This is a genomic window from Ruegeria sp. AM7, assembly GCF_056535965.1.
Map to the genome: position 1 here is coordinate 1,194,949 of NZ_JBQFJE010000003.1, position 19,249 is coordinate 1,214,197.

Here is a 19,249-nt window from a genome sequence, read left to right on the forward strand (position 1 = left end):
TTTGGAAAATTCCGTCATATATGCGGAATGAGGACGTTACGTTATGAGCAGGGGTTGACAAGATGAGTGTCTGAATGAAACGTCGTCTGAGTTGGGAGATTTTGGAATTTCAGATGCTTGACCCTGTTGCATGATAGGGTGGCTTGCCGTACCGGCATGGTCCCAGATGGGGGCCGCTGACATGTCTCTCATCCACAATAAGAGTTTGGGAGTTCTCAAAAATGAAAAACAGCAGCAAGCTAAGCCTTGGCGCGTTTGTCACGGCAGCCATGATGGCTCCGGCAGCTTATGCGGAAGAATTCATCACCATCGGTACCGGCGGTGTGACTGGCGTGTACTACCCGACCGGTGGCGCGATCTGCCGTCTGGTGAACAAAGGACGCAAAGAGCATGGCGTTCGGTGCTCGGTCGAGTCGACCGGCGGATCGGTTTACAACATTAACACCATCCGCGAAGGCGAACTGGAGTTTGGTGTGGCCCAGTCCGACTGGCAGTACCATGCCTATAACGGCACCTCGAAATTCGAAGATGCTGGTGCGTTTGAAAATCTGCGCGCTGTGTTCTCGGTCCACCCCGAGCCGTTCACCGTTGTGGCGCGGGCCGACTCTGGCATCAGCAGCTTTGAAGACCTTAAGGGCAAGCGCGTGAACATCGGCAACCCCGGTTCCGGTCAGCGTGGCACCATGGATGTGGTTCTGGACGCGGTCGGCTGGACCATTGACGATTTCGCCCTGGCATCCGAGCTGAAAGCAGCCGAACAGTCGGCAGCCCTGTGCGACAACCAGATCGACGCGATGATCTACACCGTGGGCCACCCGTCGGGCTCGATCCAGGAAGCCACCACAGCTTGTGATTCCGTTCTGGTCAATGTGACCGGCGACGCGATTGACGGCCTGATCGACGGCAACTCGTACTACCGCACCGCGACCATTCCGGGTGGCATGTATCGCGGGTCGGACGGTGACACTACGACTTTTGGTGTGGGCGCGACTTTCGTGACCTCGGCGGATGTGTCGGACGACGCGGTCTATGCAGTTGTCAGCTCGGTCTTCGAAAACTTCGACGATTTCAAAAAGCTGCACCCGGCTTTCGCCAACCTCAAGCCCGAAGAAATGATTTCCGACGGTCTGTCGGCTCCGCTGCATCCGGGCGCCGAGAAGTACTATAAAGAAAAAGGCTGGATTCAATAATCCAGACCTGATGCGGAGTGCCTTCGGGCGCTCCGCCACCCAAGCCCGGCGTAACCGGGTAGCGAATAAGGCCAAAAAGGTCGCATGACGGGGAGACATCCTGATGAGTTCCGACACCCAATCCAATCGCCCTCTATCCGAAGAAGAACTGCAGGATCTTGTAGCTTCGTCCGATGCAGGGGGGCGTAATCCGGTTGGCAGTGTCGGGATTTTTCTGGCTGTCGTCGCCGCGCTTTGGTCGGTGTTTCAGGTCGTTCTGGCCTCGCCGATTTCCAACGTGGTGTTGCCGGGCAGCGTGGTGAACAACTCGCGCCAGATTCATCTGGCTTTTGCGATGTTCCTGGCCTTTGCGGCCTATCCGGCACTGAAATCCAGCCCGCGAAACTACATTCCCATTCAAGACTGGATCATGGGCGCTCTTGGGGCGTTTGTGGCGCTTTACGGGTATTTCTTCTACGACAAGATCGTAAACGCCGGTGGTCTGGCGGATGATACCGACAAGTGGATCGCGTTGGGTGGTCTTTTGCTGCTGTTCGAGGCCGCTCGCCGCGCGCTTGGCCCGGCTATGGCAATCATCGCGACGATCTTCTTGGCTTATGTGTTTTTTGGGTCTGGTTCGGGCATTGAAGTGCCAGTCTATAGATGGTCTGCTTTGCTGGGGCTGATCGTTTTAGCTTTGTTGGCATTTCGTTTTGTAAGCATCGCCTTGGCTATCCCGATTCTAATTGTTGGAATCATGGTTATTCTAGGTGTGCCGGAAGTGATCCAGTGGAAAGGGGCCAGCCTGAAAAAGGCCATGAGCCACATGTGGATCACGTCCGAGGGCGTGTTCGGCATTGCCCTGGGCGTTTCGACCAAATTCGTTTTCCTCTTCGTGCTGTTCGGCGCATTGCTGGATAAGGCCGGGGCAGGGAATTACTTTATCAAGATGGCCTTTGGCGCGCTTGGCCATCTGCGGGGTGGTCCGGCCAAAGCGGCTGTTGTCGGGTCAGCCGCAACCGGCCTGATCTCGGGCTCGTCGATTGCCAATGTTGTGACCACTGGCACCTTCACCATACCGCTCATGAAGCGTGTGGGCTTTTCCAGTGAACAGGCGGGCTCGGTCGAGGTGGCGAGTTCGGTGAACGGACAGATCATGCCGCCGGTGATGGGGGCTGCGGCCTTCCTGATGGTGGAATATGTAGGCATTTCCTATGTCGAGGTGATCACCCACGCCTTCCTGCCCGCCGCGATTTCCTACATCGCGCTGGTCTATATCGTTCACCTCGAAGCCGTGAAGCGTAACATGCCCACGCTGGGCAATCGCGAGGTGCATCTGGCGCGGACCGTTGTCGGGATGCTGTCCTTCTTCCTAGTGTTCGCAGGGCTCTGCTATAGCTCGCAATTCCCGGTCGAGGCGGTCACGGCGTGGGCTCCGTCTGCGGCGGGTCTGATTCTTAGCCTGATTGTGTGTGCGGTCTATGTGGTCCTTCTTTTCCTGGCGTCTCAGGTCCCGGATCTGGAGCCGGACGATCCAAATGCCAAAGAGGTAGAGCTGCCGGTTATCGCCGAAATTTACAAAGCGGGTCTGCACTATCTGCTGCCGATCATCGTGCTGGTCTATTTCCTGATGATCGAACAGAAATCGCCCGGGTTGTCGGCGTTCTGGGCCACCGCACTGCTGTTTGTAATTCTTGTGACGCAAAAGCCGCTCAAGGCAATCTTTAGGGGTCAGAGCAACCTTTACGACACCTTCATCGACGGCGTGGCCGATCTGTGGCAGGGCCTGATCGACGGCGCGCGGAACATGATCGGAATCGCGCTGGCCACCGCCACGGCGGGTGTGATCGTGGGCACCGTGACGCTGACGGGCGTGGGGCAGGTGATGGCTGATCTGGTCGAGTTCCTGTCGGGCGGCAACCTGATCCTGATGCTGGTGATGGTCGGACTGCTCAGCCTGATCCTGGGCATGGGCCTGCCGACCACTGCGAACTATATCGTCGTCAGTTCTTTGATGGCCGGAGTTGTGGTTGAGCTGGGCGCGCAAAGCGGGCTGATCGTGCCGCTGATTGCCGTGCATCTGTTCGTGTTCTATTTCGGTATCATGGCCGATGTGACACCGCCTGTGGGTTTGGCCAGCTTCGCTGCAGCTGCCGTTTCGGGCGGTGACGCGATCAAGACAGGCTTCACCGCGTTTTTCTACAGCCTGCGCACCGTAGCGCTGCCATTTGTGTTCATCTTCAACACGGATCTGCTGTTGATCGACGTCACTTGGGTCGAAGGCATAATCGTCGCTATATTCGCGACCATTGCCATCCTCGTCTTCACTGCGGGGACAATGGGCTATTTCCTGACCCACAGCCGTATCTATGAAAGCATCGCACTGATCGCCGTGGCCTTTGCTCTGTTCCGACCGGACTACTTTATGGACCGGATCGCGCCTCCGTACACATCGGTCGAACCGGCTGCTTTGGTCGAAACGATTGGCCAAACCCCACCGGGAACCGAGATGCGACTGGTCGTTGCCGGCCCCGATTTTGACACGCTTGAGATGACTGATACCACGGTCGTCGTGACCGTCGGCGACGAAGAGGGCGGCGAAGCGCGGGTTGAAGCTTTGGGGCTGTTGCTGATCCCAGAGGATGGGTTGGTCAAATTGGAAGAACCCTTGTTCGGCGCGCCGGTTGCCGATGATTTGGACATCTTTGACTATTACGGGGATGAGGCGGTCCGTCTGACCTCGGTCAGTGTGCCGTCCAGCCAGCCTCCGAAACAACTGATCTATATCCCGGCGATGATATTCCTGGGTCTGATCGCCTTCCTGCAACGTGGCCGTGCCACCAGACAAGAGGTGCCCGCATGACAAACTCTGTCCTCTGTGCCGTCGACATAAGCAATGGTGATCTGGATGTCCATGTCCTCAAAAAAGCGGCTACCTTGGCCCAGATGGAAGACGCGCAGCTTGATGTTGTAACTGTTCTGCCGGATTTCGGCGAAAGCTGGGTGTCCGGTTTCTTTCAAGCCGATTTCCATGAAAAAGCGTTGGAAGAAGCGCAGACCAAACTGACCGATATGTGTGTCGCGGCGCTGGGTGCGGAACGGAACGAGACTGTCCGCCATGTGGTTGCAACCGGTACAGCCTACCAGGAAATCCTGAAAACGGCCGATAGTGCCGGGTCGGATCTGATCGTGATCGGAGCGCACAAACCGGATTTCAAGGACTACCTTCTGGGTCCGAATGCGGCACGGGTGGTGCGACACTCTAACGTCTCGGTTTTTGTCGTTCGCTAGTCAGTATCCGGTCATTTCAAGGTAGCCACGACCGCTGTGGCTGCCGGTGACGGTAACCGGACCCTCCCAATATTCAAACATCGTCGCCATCCAGGAATCCGGCGTCATTGCCGATACCTCGACATCAAGATCGCGATCCGGCAGCGTGACCTGCCACCGAATGGGCACATCACGATCAGCCACCTGTGCCGTGTCCAACGGACGGACCCGTACAGCACCATCGGGCAAAGTGGTGGTTGTACCGTCAGGGGCAATCCACGTGGCGGCGGTAAAGTCCCCACGGCCCCCCCTTAGGCGGAAGGCCATCAGCTTGTCACCGTTATCGAAGCTGAGGGAAAACCAATCCCACCCGGTCTGGTCGGCTGCCAGCGGCTGCGATGACCATTCGCGGTCCAGCCAGGCTTGCCCTGTGACAGCGATATCACCGTCAGGCAGCCGCAGCGTCCCTTCAACGGCGTAGAAAGGTTGCGAGTAGTAGTAACTGGCTTGCCCGTCTGCGGATTTGACGGAATACCCGCCGTTTCCATGGAAAACCAACGGACCCTGCGCGTCGAGGGACACGTCATACCCAAAGTCAGCCCCCTGAGCGCGAAGGTTCAGGCGATCCAGATCGTCCCCCTGCATGTACCATTCATCGATCCACGCCACGAACGGGTCGGCTGTGACGCCCGCCTGACCAATACCGCCACGCGACAGGCGCTCTGCAAAGTAATGCGCTTCGGGTGTGGTGACAGCTGCGTGGCCCATCCAGATTTGAGGGCTTTGCCACCCTTCGACTTCGTTTGGTCTGAGGGCCGATCTGAACAGGGTCCATTGCAAACCATAGCTGCGCCCATCCTCTCCGGTCAGGTTTGCCGTTAGATACCACCATTCGATCCGGTATGACGGGTGCGGACCGTGATCTTGCGGAAAGCTGAAATCATAACCTTCTTGAGGTACGTCGAACCCTTCTGCCGAGCCGCCCAAACCGGCGTAGCCTTGGCTCTGTGCCATGCTTGGTAACAGCAAAGTCAGTATCAAGAGGACATATTTAACGCTCATTGGCGAACACCCTTAAAAGGTCGGCGGGCGGCAGTCGTAACAGGCGAAGTGCAGGCAGAGCAGCCGCGATGAGAGCGGCCACAAGGGTGAGCACCAGAAGATAGACCCAATCCGATGGAAACAGATACATCGGCAATCGCCAGCCGAAGGCCTCGACATTTATGACCGCCAGTAGGGTCCATGCCAACGACAACCCAAGCGGCAGCGCGAAAACCGCCGTCAGCGCCGCAAGCAACACGCTGCGCAACAGCTCTAGCCGGGCTAGACGCGCTCGTGTTAACCCCAGCGCCCAGATCGGCGCAATTTGCGGCAAGCGCTGCGTCCACAGTGTCAGCAGGCTTGTCAGAAGCGCAAATCCCGCGACACCAAGTGTCAGGATGTTCAGCGCCGAAGTGACGACGAATGTTTTTTCAAAAACCGCCACGGATTGCGCCTTCATCGCCGCCTGTTGAACGACCGACCGCGATGGCAGATCAAAGCGGTCACGCAAGGTCTGGGCCAGTTCCGTTGCCCGATCTTCAGGGACTCGGATGCCAAAGCCACGGATTTTCGCCCCGGGGGAGATTTTATCAAGGCGATCCATCGAAACGATGGCTTGTCCGGTGGGGTTGCCATAATCAGAATACACCCCGGCTATGGGCAAACTGAGGTTCGCGCCAAGGCTTACAACGTCACCCGGCCAAAGGTCTTCGCGCCGGGCCAATTGTTCGTTGATCAAGATTGCAGTTCCGTCCATCACACGGTCCCACGTTTCTGATGAAGATGCGATCAGCGGCCATTTTTCGCGATAGGTCTGATCGTCGACAACGCCGTACAAAAACAAAGGTCCCGAACTATGGGACAGCTCCACGTTGCGAATAGGTAGTAACGCGTCAACTTGTGGAGCAAGCCACTCGGCAATCTCTTGCGCCTGTTGTTGATCGGAAGGTGTCAGGTACAGTTCGGACGTCAGGCGTTGATCCAGCCATCCGGTAAAGGTCAGTCGAAAGCTGGACACCATCGTGCCCACACCGACATTGGCAGCCAGGGCCAGCAACAGGGCCATCAAGGCCAAGGACAGACCGGGAAGCTGAGCGCGCATGTCGGACCATACCCATTGGGCGATCGGGCTTGTTGCACGGCGTTGCAACACTTGCAGCGCGAGGGATAACAACGTTGGCAAAATGAGCGCGGCGCCGACCAGAAAGCCGGCGACCATGGCAAAACCGCTTACCAGACCTCCGACCAATAGGTGCGCTGCGACACCGCCGAGGATCGCCAAAACGCCTGCAATTGGGGAAAGCCACCTGTCCGACGCCGCTACGCGCCACGTCTGAAGCCCAGCGCCCGACAACAATGGCATTCGGGACAAGCGGAACAGGGCTTGCCCGCTGGCCAGCAAGGTGCCACCGACGGCCATCGCAAGGCCCGCCAGAACCCATTCAGGTTGCAAGGCGATCTGGCCACTCACAGGTGCCCCGTATAAACCGCGCAAAGTGGCTGCTACATCGGGCAGCAAGGCGCCTGCAATGAAGAATCCAAGCATCAGGCCAAGGATGCCTCCGACGATGGCAAAAAGGGTCAGTTCCGCCATGATCATCCAGACCAGTCGCCGCATCGAGACCCCTAGTGCCCGTAAGGTGCGGATCATTGCGCGCCGCTGTGCAAAGGCAAGCCCGACCGTACCGTGGACGATGAACAGCCCAACTGCAAAGGACAGCAATCCAAAAGCTGTCAGGTTCAGATGGAAACTGTCAGTCAGTTGGGCCGTGTCCAGTTGCGAGGCTGCGTCTATCCGTTCCAGAGACGGAGCGACGACGGCAAGCTCTGGCAGGTCGCGTGGTTGGAACGGTAAGATGATGAGCCGGGACAAAAGACCGGGGCGGTCCAACAAAACCTCGGCCACACCTATATCTGTCAGGATCAGGTCTGATGGAAGGTTATCTGTCACCACCATTGGTGGCAGGTCCTGGGTTCCAGTTAGCAACGTGGCCAACTCAGGGTGTACCAGCAATCGGCCCGGAGCGGTCAGTATCTGGGCCGGATCAGGAGGAGTTTCGCCTTCCTCCATCTGGGTGACTGCGGGCAGGGCAGGGTAGCTAAGCATGTCGACACCCAGCACTCGAACCGTGCGGCCGTTTATGCGCATCGAGCCCTCCAGCGCGGCGGCCACTTGCCATCCTGCACGCCTCAGCTCGGTGTAGCGCGCTAAGGGAAACAGGCCCGAGGGGTCTTGAAGGGTATCGAATTGCCCCAGAGCCAACTGGTTGTTCGCCCTTTGATAACTGGCCCTGGCTTCAGAATTGATGGCTTGTACAGCCGACCACAGCGCTGTCGCCAGCGCGATCCCGATCAGAAGGGTGGCGAGTTGTATTCGATGCGCGCGCCAATGGGACAGCAGGGCCTGAACAACGGCTTGCGTCATGCTATGCGACCACCGCTGAGATGCGCGCGCTTGTCCAGCCGGCCTGCAATCTCGCCTGAATGTGTCACCAAAAGCAGAGCGGTCCCGGTCTCGGAGACCAGCGACAACATCAGGTCCAGAACATTCGCGCTGGCGGTTTCGTCAAGATTGCCCGTCGGTTCGTCGGCAAGCAGCAGCTTGGGCCGAGACGCCAGCGCGCGCCCGATAGCGACGCGTTGTTGTTGGCCGCCCGACAGGGTCTCGGGGTAGCGATCCAGAAGATCAGACAGGCCCAACCGGTCGGCCAGATGGGCGTTCCAGTCTTTATCCTCTTGCCCCGCAAGCCGGGCGTGGAAGGATAGGTTCTGCCTGACCGTCAAAGATGGGATCAGATTGAACTGCTGGAAAACAATCGACAGGCTATGCCGGCGTAGATCGGCCCGGCCGGGGTCGTCGAGCGACGACAAACCTGTGCCATCCAACGTGATCTCTCCGTCTTCGAAACTGTCCATCGCCGCCGCGAGGTTCAGAAGGGTGCTTTTGCCGCTGCCGCTTTCACCGGTCAGTGCCAAAGTCTGGGCCGTGTCCAAGTCAAGCGAAACACCCTGAAGCACCGGACGTCCTCCGGGGTAGGATTTTCGAACATTCTCGATTTTCAGCAGCATTCTGATCGCTCTCTTACCGTGCGCCACAATGTGGACCCAACGCAGCCGGAGTCCAGCGCTGACACGGATTCGTTTCCATTCGTCGCAGCGGATCACGCAGGGTTGTCCCGATGGGTCTAACCAGTCATTGTTGCAGAGCTTTTTCAGAAGGCAAAACGAGATACGGACACATGACCTTACTTGAACAGATCGTATGGGGCAGCATCTATCTTGGGATTTGCTTCGTATTGGAAATCATTCTGCTGACGTGGTGCACGCAGGTAATCCGCATCTTTGCGTTGCGACTGGAGAACAGCAAAAGGTTTTTCACCATTGCAGCTCCGTTATGTGTGGCATTGGTGTTTATCGTCGCGATCCATACGTTTCAGGTCTGGCTATGGGCGGTGGTCTGGATCCTGGGGGATATTCTGCCCGACTGGAACACAGCGCTGTATTTCTCGTTGGTGACGTTCACGACGCTTGGCTATGGTGACATCGTCTTGGGCGAACCCCTGCGTATCTTCGGCGCTTTTGCGTCGGTGACCGGTCTGTTGGCCTTTGGTCTGTCCACAGCCTTCATGGTGGCCGTGATGACGCAGGTCTTCAAAGAAGAGCTTATGGGTTAAAGGATCGGCGCAAACAGGCGCGCCAGGGGCGATCCGAACCGGATATAAGCGCGCTGGTCGGGCAGGTTCCGTTCAAGCTCATAACTGTTGTCAAAATCGTTCCTAAGCATTTCGGCGACGGCCTCGGCGGCCCTGCTGTCAAAAAACAGGGCCATCGCTTCGAAATTCAGCCGGAATGAACGGTTGTCCAGATTTGTCGTACCCACGGCAGCAAGAGTGTCGTCCACCACGAAAACCTTTTGATGCATAAACCCGTCCGTGTAGCGAAAAACACGAGCACCGCAGTCCCGGATTTCGTCGAAATAAGCAAAGGCAGCCAGCCATGGAAGGCGGTGGTCAATGACTTCGGGGACCAGAATGCGCACATCGACGCCGCGCAGGGCAGCATGTTGAAGGGCCGTCATCACATCGATATCTGGAACGAAGTATGGCGAGGCGATCCACAGGCGTGTTTTGGCCTCGGCGATGGCGGCAAAAAACATCATGGCTCCGGTCTCGGTTTCGTCGCCTGGGCCGGTTGCCACAAGAAGGGCGTTCATGTCTTGATCGGACTCCGGCCCTGCCCAGACCAGTTCGTCAATCAAGTCTTCTTCATGCGCCCAGTGCCAGTCTTCCGTGAAAATCAGTTGCAGCTGGCGGACAATGTGACCGGTCATCCGGATATGCGTGTCCCGCCAATGGCCAAAATGCTTGTCCTGGCCCAAATACTCGACACCGACGTTGTGGCCGCCGATGAACCCGATCTCACCATCAATAATCACTGTCTTTCGGTGATTGCGATAGTTCAGCTGAAACCGATGCTGGGGGCCGCGGCGATCACGCGGGTTGGCGATTTCGACACCTGCATCGCGCAACTTGTCCAAATAGGCTGTCGGCAAACTGTAGCTGCCAACCGAGTCCGTCATAAAGCGAACACTGACGCCTCTTTCCGCTGCAGCGATCAACTTGGCTTGCAAACGCTGCCCCAAAGCGTCGTCGCGAACGATGTAGAACTGTATAAGAGCGTAGCTGCGCGCTGCGTCAATGGCCTCGAAGATCGCATCGAATGTGGCCTGTCCGTCGACCAGCAACTGCGCACCATTGCCGCGCGACACAGGCAGATGGGCCAAAGCCTCGAACGGCTTTGGGTTTATCTTCATCGTTTTGGGGTCGGGTTTAGAAAAATCAGCGAAGGTCTTGATCCCCTCGACCACGCTTTCGCTTTGCTTGCGCGCGATGCGGTAGCCCCGAAACCGGTGATGGCCCAGAAACAAATACAGTGGGACACCAAAAACAGGGGCCGAGATCAGGAAAACCACCCAACCGACGGCCCCTTGTGGTGTTCTTGCTGTTTGGGCCGCGCGTAAAGCAAAGATGGCCGCCGTCACGTAAAGGCAGAAGACGGCGACGGAAACAAGCAGTGTCCACATCGTGTTAGCGGCCCTTCTTCAATCTAGTCCGAGCCAGTGTAGACGCGTTTCCAGTCTTCGGCCATATCAACGATAACCCATCCCATATCGGGACCAAGATCCAATCCATCCACCAGTTTTCCTATTGGGCTTTCGCGGTCATAGGCCCATTCGCGCGCCGCGTCTGTATGACGGATCAACACTCCTAGCCTTGGTCCGTCTCCGGCAGTTGTCCATTCAAGCATTGCGAAATCTCCGTCGGAGTTGCCCGCGGCAAAGATCGGCCGCCGCCCGATAGTGCGTTCGATGTTGATGGGCTTGCCTTCCTTGTCGTCGATGAAGGCGATGCCCGGCGATTTGACGATAGCCGGTTTGCCATCCAACGTTTCGTAGGTTGAAGCAGAATAGGTACCCAACACCTGTTCCGGCGGAATGCCATAAGCTTCTTCGGCGAAGACACGCATGAAATGCAACCCACCTCCGGACACGATATAAGTGCGAAATCCTTCATCTCTGAGGTAGCGAAGAAGCTCCACCATCGGTTGATACGTCATCGCATCATAGGTTAGGCCGGTTTCAGGATGTTGTGCGGTGTTTAGCCATTCCTCGACCGCCACCTGGAATGCGTCGACGCTCATACCAGAATGCGATGCGTTGATAACTTCGATCAGCGCGTCATGCCCACCTTCCGCAATGGCTTGCACATCGCGTTTGGCGGCGGCTTCTAGAACAGGGCTGCTCAGTACGGACGGATCTGCTTCAGCCATTTCTGACAGACGGTCCATTGCAAAAATGAGCTGGAAATAGACAGGCTGTTCCGCCCAAAGGGTGCCGTCATTGTCAAAAACGGCAATTCGGTCGGCTGGTGTTACATAGTCCATCCCCTGGGGGTCAGTGACAGAGCGTACAAAATCGATAATGCGGGCCTTGGAGGCGGCATCCTGCCAACTGGGTAGCGGATCAGCATAAGCAAAAACCGCTGAAACCGAGAGAAGCCCAGAAAGAAGAACGGCTTTCATGATCAATTCCTTATATCTGAAAATCGCAAGGGGCCGTTGTTTTTGAAACGGCCCCCTGAAGTCTTGCTGTCGACATTAGTTGTTTGTCGGAGTCGCCAATTTCTCCATCACCTGATCCAGATTGAAGCTGGCAGCTTTCTGGCGTGGAGGGAACTCTTGGAATGTTGCCAAGAAGTTACCGACATATTGCTGGGCAGGTACCAAGAAGTACGCTCGATCCAGCAGCCAGTCGTAATAGGTGTTGGACGTCCGATAGGCGCGTTCATATGGGTCGCGGCGCAGGTTGATGATCAGAGGGATACGAAGCTCTGTCCACGGTTCGATCCATGCGCGCAGGGTTGCCCATGCTTTCTGCTCAAGGAAGATCAGCTTCCAATCATCAAAACGCAGTGCCGTTAGGTCGCCATCATCCGAGAAATAGAAGATTTCACGACGTGGGCTTTCAGCTGCCTCACCAGTCAACAACGGTAAGATGTTGTACCCATCCAGATGCACTTTGTAGTCACGGCCCATAGCAGCCGAGCTATATCCGGCTTTCAGCTTTTCTTTGATATCTGCGTCACCGGCGACCGCCAGATAGGTTGGCAACCAATCCATATGATGCACGATCTCGTTTGTGACGGAACCGGCTTCGATCTTGCCAGGCCACCGCACCATCGACGGCACGCGCCAGCCACCTTCCCAGTTGGTGTTCTTCTCACCCCAGAATGGCGTTGCGGCCGCGTCTGGCCACGTGTTCATGTGCGGGCCGTTGTCGGTCGAGTAATGGACGATCGTGTTGTCGGCGATGCCAAGCTCATCCAGTAAATCCAGCAATTGGCCGACATGAATGTCATGCTCGATCATACCAGCAGTGTACTCGTCTGCCACACCGCCAAAGATCTCGTTCGCCTGGGCGCGCATTTCGTCTTTGACATGGGTTCGGAAGTGCATGCGAGTACCATTCCACCAAACATAGAAGGGTTGACCCTGTTCGTTCGCGCGCTTGATGAAATCAATTGCCGCAGCGACCGTTTCTTCGTCAACCGTCTCCATACGCTTTTTAGTTAGCGGGCCGGTGTCTTCGATTGTTCCATCGGCTTTGGACTTAATGACGCCTCGGGGACCGTATGCTTCGCGGAACGTGCGACCGTCAGCAAGAACAGCATCACCGGGGTAGTCTTCATTTTCCGGTTCTTCTTCGGCGTTCAAATGATACAAGTTTCCGAAAAACTCATCAAAACCGTGGTTTGTGGGGAGATGTTCGTCCTTATCACCAAGGTGGTTTTTTCCGAACTGCCCGGTTACATAGCCGTGGTCTTTCAAAAGTCCGGCTATGGTGGGGTCTTCGACCTGCATACCCAGATCGGCACCCGGCAAACCAACTTTTGACAATCCAGTCCGGAATACGGACTGACCCATAATGTAGGACGAGCGGCCGGCTGTACAGGATTGTTCGCCGTAATAGTCGGTGAAGATCATGCCTTCCTTGGCCACACGGTCAATATTCGGAGTTTGATACCCCATCAGTCCCATGGTGTAGGCTGAGATGTTGGACTGGCCAATGTCATCGCCCCAGATCACCAGAATATTGGGCTTTTGGTCTTGCGCCCAAGCTGGCAGCGCCAAGGCCACGGCGAAAGTCGCCACAGCAATCCGGCGAAGCCCAATCCGCCAATTCATGGTCGTCAAACGTGGTGGTGACATGGTTTTCTCCCGATCTATATGGGTCAGAAGGACCCAAAGAGTCTTGTTGAAAAAAAAGGTTCAACATAAGGAAATTGAACCGTTTTAGAAAATTTGCTCGACCTTTTGGCAGAGTAGCTCGTGAAGGAATCGAACTCTTTTACTGTATGGTAAAAGGTGGACTTTAAATTTATCATATGATCACATTGGAAATTACTAATGTTTGATAAAGTTAATAATATGAACCTCTTGCGGGAAGCCACTTGGTTTGCCGACCGCTCGCAATGTTTCCAGGAAGATTTATTGAACTGCGGGATGGTGCGGGCGTTTGAAACTGGTGAAACGCTTTACCATCACGGTGATCCGGTCAATGGGCTGTACGCTGTGTTGGATGGTGGGGTTTTATTGGCTGTTCCGGCAGATGATGGGCAGGACTTAGTCTTTCACCGCCAAGGAGTTGGTTTCTGGTTTGGTGATCTGGCAATGTTCGCGAACTCATTCAGATTGATGAGTGTAGTGACAACTTGCGAGACTACAGTACTGTTTTTTCCAAGTGCGCGGATCAATAGCCTTGTACAGAAACATCCGGACTATATCCGAGATTTCTACGCATTGACCCACTACAATATGCGGACTGCTTTGAGGGTTATTGCCAACCTTCTTGTAACCGGGGCCGAGAAAAGGGTGGCTCTTCGTTTGCTTCATCTGGACGAGGGAACGTCCAAATCCGATGGCTGGATCATAGTATCTCAGGAAGAATTGGCAGAGATGGTGGCTATGTCCCGTCCTACGCTACACAGAAGCCTTCACCGATTAGAGGATTTGGATTTAATTGAAATCGGTTACGGCCGCATCCTGATAAAAGACAGGGCGGCCCTGTTTGCAAATTGCCAAACCTGAACTCAGGGATTTAGCGGCGGAAGTGCCGTCGGTTTACGCTGTGTGCTCTTTGACAACGAGCCGATAGCCGCGATGGCACCTGACCAATCCGGCTCAGCACCCGATTTCGTTGCAGCATATCTTGTTGCGGATATCGCAGCCAAGTGTCGTTCCATGACACTGGTGTCGACCGTTTCCACCGTGCGCGACTTCCATAAATCCAATGCTGAATAGGCTTCTGACAGGTCCTGTTCATTTAGCGCAGTTTTTAGTTGCGCTAACGCGAACTCCGGCGACGCATTGTAGATTTGTGCTTGCACCTTGCGCCTGCGTCGATACCACGGAACCATAAAACGAAATACGGCAGCCAAGACTAACGTAAAAAATATAACGTAGGGAGTGACCTGCAGAAGGTTCCGTATGTCAAGTTGTTGCTTGGCTGGCCCCGTCAATTGCAGGTCTATTGCTGGTACCTCGGCTGTTTCAACACTGTCGGATTCAAGGTTATACCAACGCAAGGTTACAGGCGGCAGCGTCGTTTTTCCTGCTGCTTGGGCAAGATAAACCACCTCGTCAACGCGCTGGCCCGAAAGGATTCCACGGTCCTCGGATTCCGAAAACCGCGGGTCTTTCGGGTAAGCCTTCAGCAGCGGATCGTCCGTATCCGCCAAAAGCGGGGGTATTAGTATTGAGCTGGTTCCATAAATATTTGCCGTTAACTTGCGCGTAATGGCGTCTCCCGCATGTAGTTCGGAAGGCCCTTCAATGTCTTGATTTAGTTCAAAACCGTTGGCGATGATTAACGGGTCCAACCCTTGTGCGCCTTCAGGCACTTCGACTGACAAAGAGATTTTCGGAAGCGTTACGGTGCTTTGCACGGGCTTATTCGTGTCAGGATCCGCAAAAGTGACTTCGACATCTTGCTCGCCAAAATCCAATTGGCCGGGTGTCAAAGGGTAAAGTCGATAACTGCGCTGGACCCCGGACCAAGTTTTACCATCAACTGTGTCACTTATTGGGCCCGAGGCGCGCTCAGGCAAACGAACCAGTAGATTTTCTTGTTCAAGGGACGGAAACACCGGCGGGGACGGCATGAAGGTTGGAACAAGAACTTTCACACGAACCAGGGCGGGTTGGCCGACGATAACACTTTCTTCTGGAACTTCGACAGACACGCGTGGTTCACTGGAGCTTTCCGATTGTGGTAGCGCGACTGATGGTGCGACCAAACATATGAGAAGAACCAAGTATCTCATTGTTCTTGAGCCTGATTGTCCAGAAGGAAACGGTTGCGCAAGAAATCCTGCATGTCAGTGTCAATCGCACTGATCCATTGATCCGCTGGCAACGGAGCAGACCCGTCTACAGGTGCTTGGGCGGTCGTATCTTGGCCGCGTCCATCCTCATTATCGAAAACGGTGTCGTCCGCTCCGATACCTGCTTCTTCTCCGGTGTCGGACTGCTCTCTGGTGGTTTCAACATAAGCAAGAATAGCCTGTGAAACTTCAAAATTGTGTTGTGCCTCAGGCCAGCCTGGTCGCCTCTCAAGAGCAGTTTCGAACGCGGAAATTGCAGGCCGGTATTCTCGGTTTCGAATTCTTGCCAAGCCTTCTGCAAATGCGGCCTCTGGGGTGTTTAACTGGGTCAAAACGGTGATCGCCTCGGGGTATTTTCCCGCTTTCAACAGTGCATAACCTTGGTGGTACGGGTCTTCGAATAGGTCAGCAGCCTTTGCAAACTCTTTGTTATTCAGCGCGATTTGCCCCTGTTGATCCGGTGTCAGGAACCAATCTCGCCAACCTTCGGCCTGGGCTGGACCTGACGGAGAAGCTAAGAAGCATGCCAGCAATACCCACTGTATTACCCAACCGCGCCTGAACCACAGCAAACACATCAAGGCCGCGGGCCAAGCAAAAATCCACCCCTGATCGCGCCATTTCACAAGGTCGTTGTCGTCCAGCGCGCTGGTATAGGCAGATTTGATAAGCCTTTGTAATTGCCTGATGTCTTGATCATCGTTTGAGAAATGAACCACTTGCGCACGTTCAAGATTGTCCAATTGCACAATTGTATCACCCTCGGGAAGCATAGTCAGAAACAAAAGCTGAGTTTCGGTCGGTTTCATATTCTGCAGCTGCGACGGCTCTATATCATCCAAGACAAAAAGGATGGCTCCTGCCGTTGTGTTACCTTTCAGTATGTCTTCGCCAATTGCCAAAGCGTCAGCGGCTGAATCCCCGTCTTTGGGCATGACTGCCGGTTCCAAGCCTTCAAGCAAGGGGCGTAGGATATTGGCGTCCTCAGTCAAAGGGGCTACGCGGTGCGGTGACCCGGCATAACCCACGAGCGCGGTCTGAGCACCAGCGCGAGCGTTGATGAGATCGGTGATTTTGAACTTTGCGCGCTCTAACCTGGAGGGCGATAAGTCAGAATTCTCCATACTTTCCGTCACCTTCAGTGCAATAACTAAAGGTGCGGTGTCAGCAACCAATGGGTTTTCCATTCGAGACCAGGTCGGGCCTGCCGCAGCCACTACTATAAACGCGCTCGCTATCATCGCGATGTCAGCTGGGTAAACTCGGTGGGTTTCTGCAGCGCCAACCCGTAATGCTTCTGCAAGGTGCGGGGCGATACTTTCCGAGAATTCCTGTTTCTGTGATTTCTTGGGGCGGGTTATCCACCAAAGAAAGAGGACTGGGATAAGAAAAAGCAGCCAATACGCTCGAATAAAATGAAATTCCACCAGTACCTCAATCATTGGGGCCACCTGCGGTGCTGAAAAACGCTGAGATAGGTTGAGATCGCAAGTATCACTATCACCGCGGCCAACAGCGGGTATTGACCGAGGTTTTCCCTTGGGCGGAAACTTTGCGTTTCTACGATCCTTGGGTTTTGCGCATCGATCTGCTGGTAGACATCGGTCAGGGCGTCTTCATCGTCTGCAAAAAAGTACTGGCCACCCGTGCGTTCCGCGATATCCTGCAATGCCTGAAGATCGACACGGTCTTCTCCGGTCGCGCTCGGATCGCCGACGCCAATCGTGTAGACGGCAACACCTTTTTCGGCCGCAATGGCGGCTGCATTGATCGGGGTCATCCTGCTGGAAGTGTCGGCTCCGTCGCTTAGGACGATCATCAAACGCTGATCAACGTCGCTGGATTCGAACGTACGAATGCCCAATCCAATAGCGTCACCAAGTGCGGTGTTGGGGCCTGCCATTCCAACCGCGGTCTGATCAAGAAAGCCGCTTAAGCTTTTGGCATCCTGCGTAAATGGGGCTTGTATGAAGGCTTTGGTGCCGAAGACTATCAAAGCCATTCGATCACTTTCACGCTCGGAAATGAAAGTGCGCATAACATCTTTCACAGCCTCCAACCGTTGTTTCGGCGTGCCGTCGGTTGACGTGAAGTCTCGCTGATCCATTGATCCTGAAATATCGAGCGCCAGAACAACGTCGCGCGCGGATTTTTCGAGTGTTATCGGGTCAGCCAGTCTTTCAGGTCGCGCAAGTGCCAGTACCAGAAGAAACCAGATTAGTATGACGGTAAGCTTGGGTAGTTTGGCGCGATTGCGTATCGACGAACCGGACCGCGGCTCTATGCCACTCGCGTTAGCCACGCGGCGGAAAAAGGGTATTCGGATCGAAGCCGCTTTTTCGCGATATGGCGGAGCGAACCAATAAACGACCGCAGGTACCGGTAAAAGAAGGAAGGCCCAAGGCGCAGCGAAGGAGATCACCAGGACACTCCTTCAACACGATGTGTTTTTATCCATTTTTTCGCAATTTCAGCGAGTTCTGGATCATTTCTCGTCGCTTTGTAGGGCGCTTCGGTAAGAACATGTCCTAGGGCATCAGGAAAGACCGCAGCCGAAGATCGGTTCAGGAAATCAATCCACTCTCGACCATAAAGACCTGCAACCAGCGAGCGCGGATACACCGCCAGTGCCGTTCGGCGCAAAACGTCGGCAATCTGGGCTACATCGCCTTGAGCGTCGTCAATATTTGCTAGAGCCAATCGGCGGTATGCATTCAACTTGCGGCGCCGACGTATTAGAAGCGCCGCGCAAGGAACTGCAAAGATTAGTAAAACCGCCAAAATTAACCACCCCACGGTTTGCGGTGTCATCGCGATCACCTGTGGCTCTGGCGCGGGTTTCAGCATGTCCAGCAGTTCGACAAGGGACTTGCCTTCGACGTCGGCACTCATCTCGGACCTCCGCCATGACCGAACAGTTTCAGAAGTTGTCCGAGCGCTGGTTCAGCAGTTGTCAACGGAACGATGGGGAATCCATATCTTAGGGACCATTTGGACAATTGGGCCAGCCGATCTTCCATAGACTCTCGGATTCGCTGTGCCAGATCGGGGGTTGAGCCATCGATCTCGATCTGCTGTTCTCCGTCCGAGACGGTCAGCCTTGCCTCGGTCGGAACTGTATGAGCGCTGGGATCGGAAATGTTAAACAGGATCAGGTCGTTGGCGTGCGACAGTCTGCGAAACAGGCTTTCAGAGTTCTGGTCCACACCGTCGAAGTCAGAAAATACACAAACAAGCGCATTGGTATGAGCGATACGCGCTGCCTGCTTCAAAACTTCGTTCAACGTAACGGACGTTTCGAACCGCAAATCTGCATTCAGATTGCAGTTCATGGCTCCGACAGAAGTTAGAAATCGCATAAGCGCCGCCGCACGTCTTTGAGGGCGATGTTCTGCAAGACCAGTGTCACCGAACACAATACCTCCTACGCGGTCGCCTTGCGCCAAAACACGATGCGCTGCGATTGCTGCTGCCTCTGCGGCCACAACAGATTTCATGAATTCCTTGGTTCCGAAGAACATTGAAACCCTTTGATCAACCAACAACAGGACAGGGCGGTCACGCTCTTCGGTGTAAACGCGGACGTGGGGGGCACCTGTTCTGGCTGTGACTTTCCAATCAATGGTTCGAATATCGTCGCCGGGCAGGTAGTTGCGCAGTTCTTCGAAATTAAGTCCACGTCCGCGCAATCGAGAGGAATGCCGCCCGTTCAGGATCGAACGGGCTGGTTGTTTTGGCAGCAAGCTAAGCCCGGTAGACCTGCCACCAAGTTGCAGCAAGTGCTGCGCAGTCACATGGATGCGGGGATCAGAGGGATATGTGGCATTT

16 protein-coding genes are annotated in these 19,249 nt (G+C 55.2%); 5 read left to right on the forward strand and 11 right to left on the reverse strand.

The window, feature by feature from the left end:
* Nucleotides 1-221 precede the first annotated feature (221 nt).
* From ACR3EG_RS09665 to ACR3EG_RS09675, 3 genes are all read left to right on the forward strand, one after another.
* A complete protein-coding gene (locus tag ACR3EG_RS09665) occupies nt 222-1,190 on the forward strand; it encodes a TAXI family TRAP transporter solute-binding subunit (RefSeq protein WP_480495223.1) in 969 nt (322 codons plus the stop codon).
* 103 nt (nt 1,191-1,293) lie between these two features.
* Nucleotides 1,294-4,032, forward strand: a complete 2,739-nt coding sequence (locus ACR3EG_RS09670; RefSeq protein ID WP_480495225.1) for a TRAP transporter permease — start codon at nt 1,294-1,296, stop codon at nt 4,030-4,032.
* The gene (locus tag ACR3EG_RS09675) at nt 4,029-4,460 is read left to right on the forward strand and encodes a universal stress protein (protein WP_480495227.1); all 432 of its coding nucleotides are present in this window, start codon (nt 4,029-4,031) and stop codon (nt 4,458-4,460) included. Before ACR3EG_RS09670 ends, ACR3EG_RS09675 begins: the two co-directional genes overlap by 4 nt.
* Here the strand turns inward: ACR3EG_RS09675 and ACR3EG_RS09680 are convergent, their stop codons facing one another.
* The 3 genes from ACR3EG_RS09680 to ACR3EG_RS09690 are packed head-to-tail and all read right to left on the reverse strand — an operon-like array spanning nt 4,461 to nt 8,549.
* Complete coding sequence (locus ACR3EG_RS09680) at nt 4,461-5,501, reverse strand: lipocalin-like domain-containing protein (RefSeq protein ID WP_480495229.1); 1,041 nt, start codon at nt 5,499-5,501, stop codon at nt 4,461-4,463.
* Nucleotides 5,491-7,905, reverse strand: a complete 2,415-nt coding sequence (locus tag ACR3EG_RS09685) for an ABC transporter permease (RefSeq protein ID WP_480495231.1) — start codon at nt 7,903-7,905, stop codon at nt 5,491-5,493. Before ACR3EG_RS09685 ends, ACR3EG_RS09680 begins: the two co-directional genes overlap by 11 nt.
* Complete coding sequence (locus ACR3EG_RS09690) at nt 7,902-8,549, reverse strand: ABC transporter ATP-binding protein (protein WP_480495233.1); 648 nt, start codon at nt 8,547-8,549, stop codon at nt 7,902-7,904. The genes ACR3EG_RS09685 and ACR3EG_RS09690 overlap by 4 nt, the downstream gene beginning before the upstream one ends.
* Before the next feature lie 170 nt (nt 8,550-8,719).
* On the opposite strand from ACR3EG_RS09690, the gene ACR3EG_RS09695 reads away from it, so the two are divergent.
* Nucleotides 8,720-9,154 (forward strand): ion channel, encoded by a 435-nt coding sequence (locus ACR3EG_RS09695; protein WP_170354256.1) that lies wholly within the window; start codon nt 8,720-8,722, stop codon nt 9,152-9,154.
* Here ACR3EG_RS09695 and cls read toward each other — a convergent pair.
* The 3 genes from cls to ACR3EG_RS09710 form a co-directional block, all read right to left on the reverse strand.
* Entirely contained in the window at nt 9,151-10,563 is a 1,413-nt protein-coding gene (gene cls, locus ACR3EG_RS09700; protein WP_480495235.1) for a cardiolipin synthase, read from the reverse strand. The two genes, ACR3EG_RS09695 and cls, sit on opposite strands and share 4 nt — an antisense overlap.
* A 23-nt stretch (nt 10,564-10,586) precedes the next feature.
* Nucleotides 10,587-11,561 (reverse strand): HAD family hydrolase, encoded by a 975-nt coding sequence (locus ACR3EG_RS09705; protein WP_480495237.1) that lies wholly within the window; start codon nt 11,559-11,561, stop codon nt 10,587-10,589.
* A 75-nt stretch (nt 11,562-11,636) separates the two neighbouring features.
* Entirely contained in the window at nt 11,637-13,223 is a 1,587-nt protein-coding gene (locus ACR3EG_RS09710; protein ID WP_480495937.1) for an arylsulfatase, read from the reverse strand.
* A 222-nt stretch (nt 13,224-13,445) separates the two neighbouring features.
* Here ACR3EG_RS09710 and ACR3EG_RS09715 point away from each other — a divergent pair, with 222 nt between their 5' ends.
* Nucleotides 13,446-14,126, forward strand: a complete 681-nt coding sequence (locus ACR3EG_RS09715; protein WP_480495239.1) for a Crp/Fnr family transcriptional regulator — start codon at nt 13,446-13,448, stop codon at nt 14,124-14,126.
* Nucleotides 14,127-14,128: 2 nt separating this feature from the next.
* Here ACR3EG_RS09715 and ACR3EG_RS09720 read toward each other — a convergent pair whose 3' ends face one another.
* From ACR3EG_RS09720 to ACR3EG_RS09740, 5 genes are all read right to left on the reverse strand, one after another.
* Nucleotides 14,129-15,280 carry a hypothetical protein gene (locus ACR3EG_RS09720; protein ID WP_480495241.1) on the reverse strand — a complete coding sequence of 384 codons (1,152 nt, stop codon included), beginning with the start codon at nt 15,278-15,280 and terminating at the stop codon, nt 14,129-14,131.
* Nucleotides 15,281-15,357: 77 nt separating this feature from the next.
* Nucleotides 15,358-16,863 carry a VWA domain-containing protein gene (locus ACR3EG_RS09725; RefSeq protein ID WP_480495243.1) on the reverse strand — a complete coding sequence of 502 codons (1,506 nt, stop codon included), beginning with the start codon at nt 16,861-16,863 and terminating at the stop codon, nt 15,358-15,360.
* Nucleotides 16,860-17,843, reverse strand: a complete 984-nt coding sequence (locus ACR3EG_RS09730; RefSeq protein WP_480495244.1) for a vWA domain-containing protein — start codon at nt 17,841-17,843, stop codon at nt 16,860-16,862. Before ACR3EG_RS09730 ends, ACR3EG_RS09725 begins: the two co-directional genes overlap by 4 nt.
* A complete protein-coding gene (locus ACR3EG_RS09735; protein WP_480495246.1) occupies nt 17,840-18,313 on the reverse strand; it encodes a DUF4381 domain-containing protein in 474 nt (157 codons plus the stop codon). The genes ACR3EG_RS09730 and ACR3EG_RS09735 overlap by 4 nt, the downstream gene beginning before the upstream one ends.
* Complete coding sequence (locus ACR3EG_RS09740) at nt 18,310-19,164, reverse strand: DUF58 domain-containing protein (protein ID WP_480947277.1); 855 nt, start codon at nt 19,162-19,164, stop codon at nt 18,310-18,312. Before ACR3EG_RS09740 ends, ACR3EG_RS09735 begins: the two co-directional genes overlap by 4 nt.
* Nucleotides 19,165-19,249 lie beyond the last annotated feature (85 nt).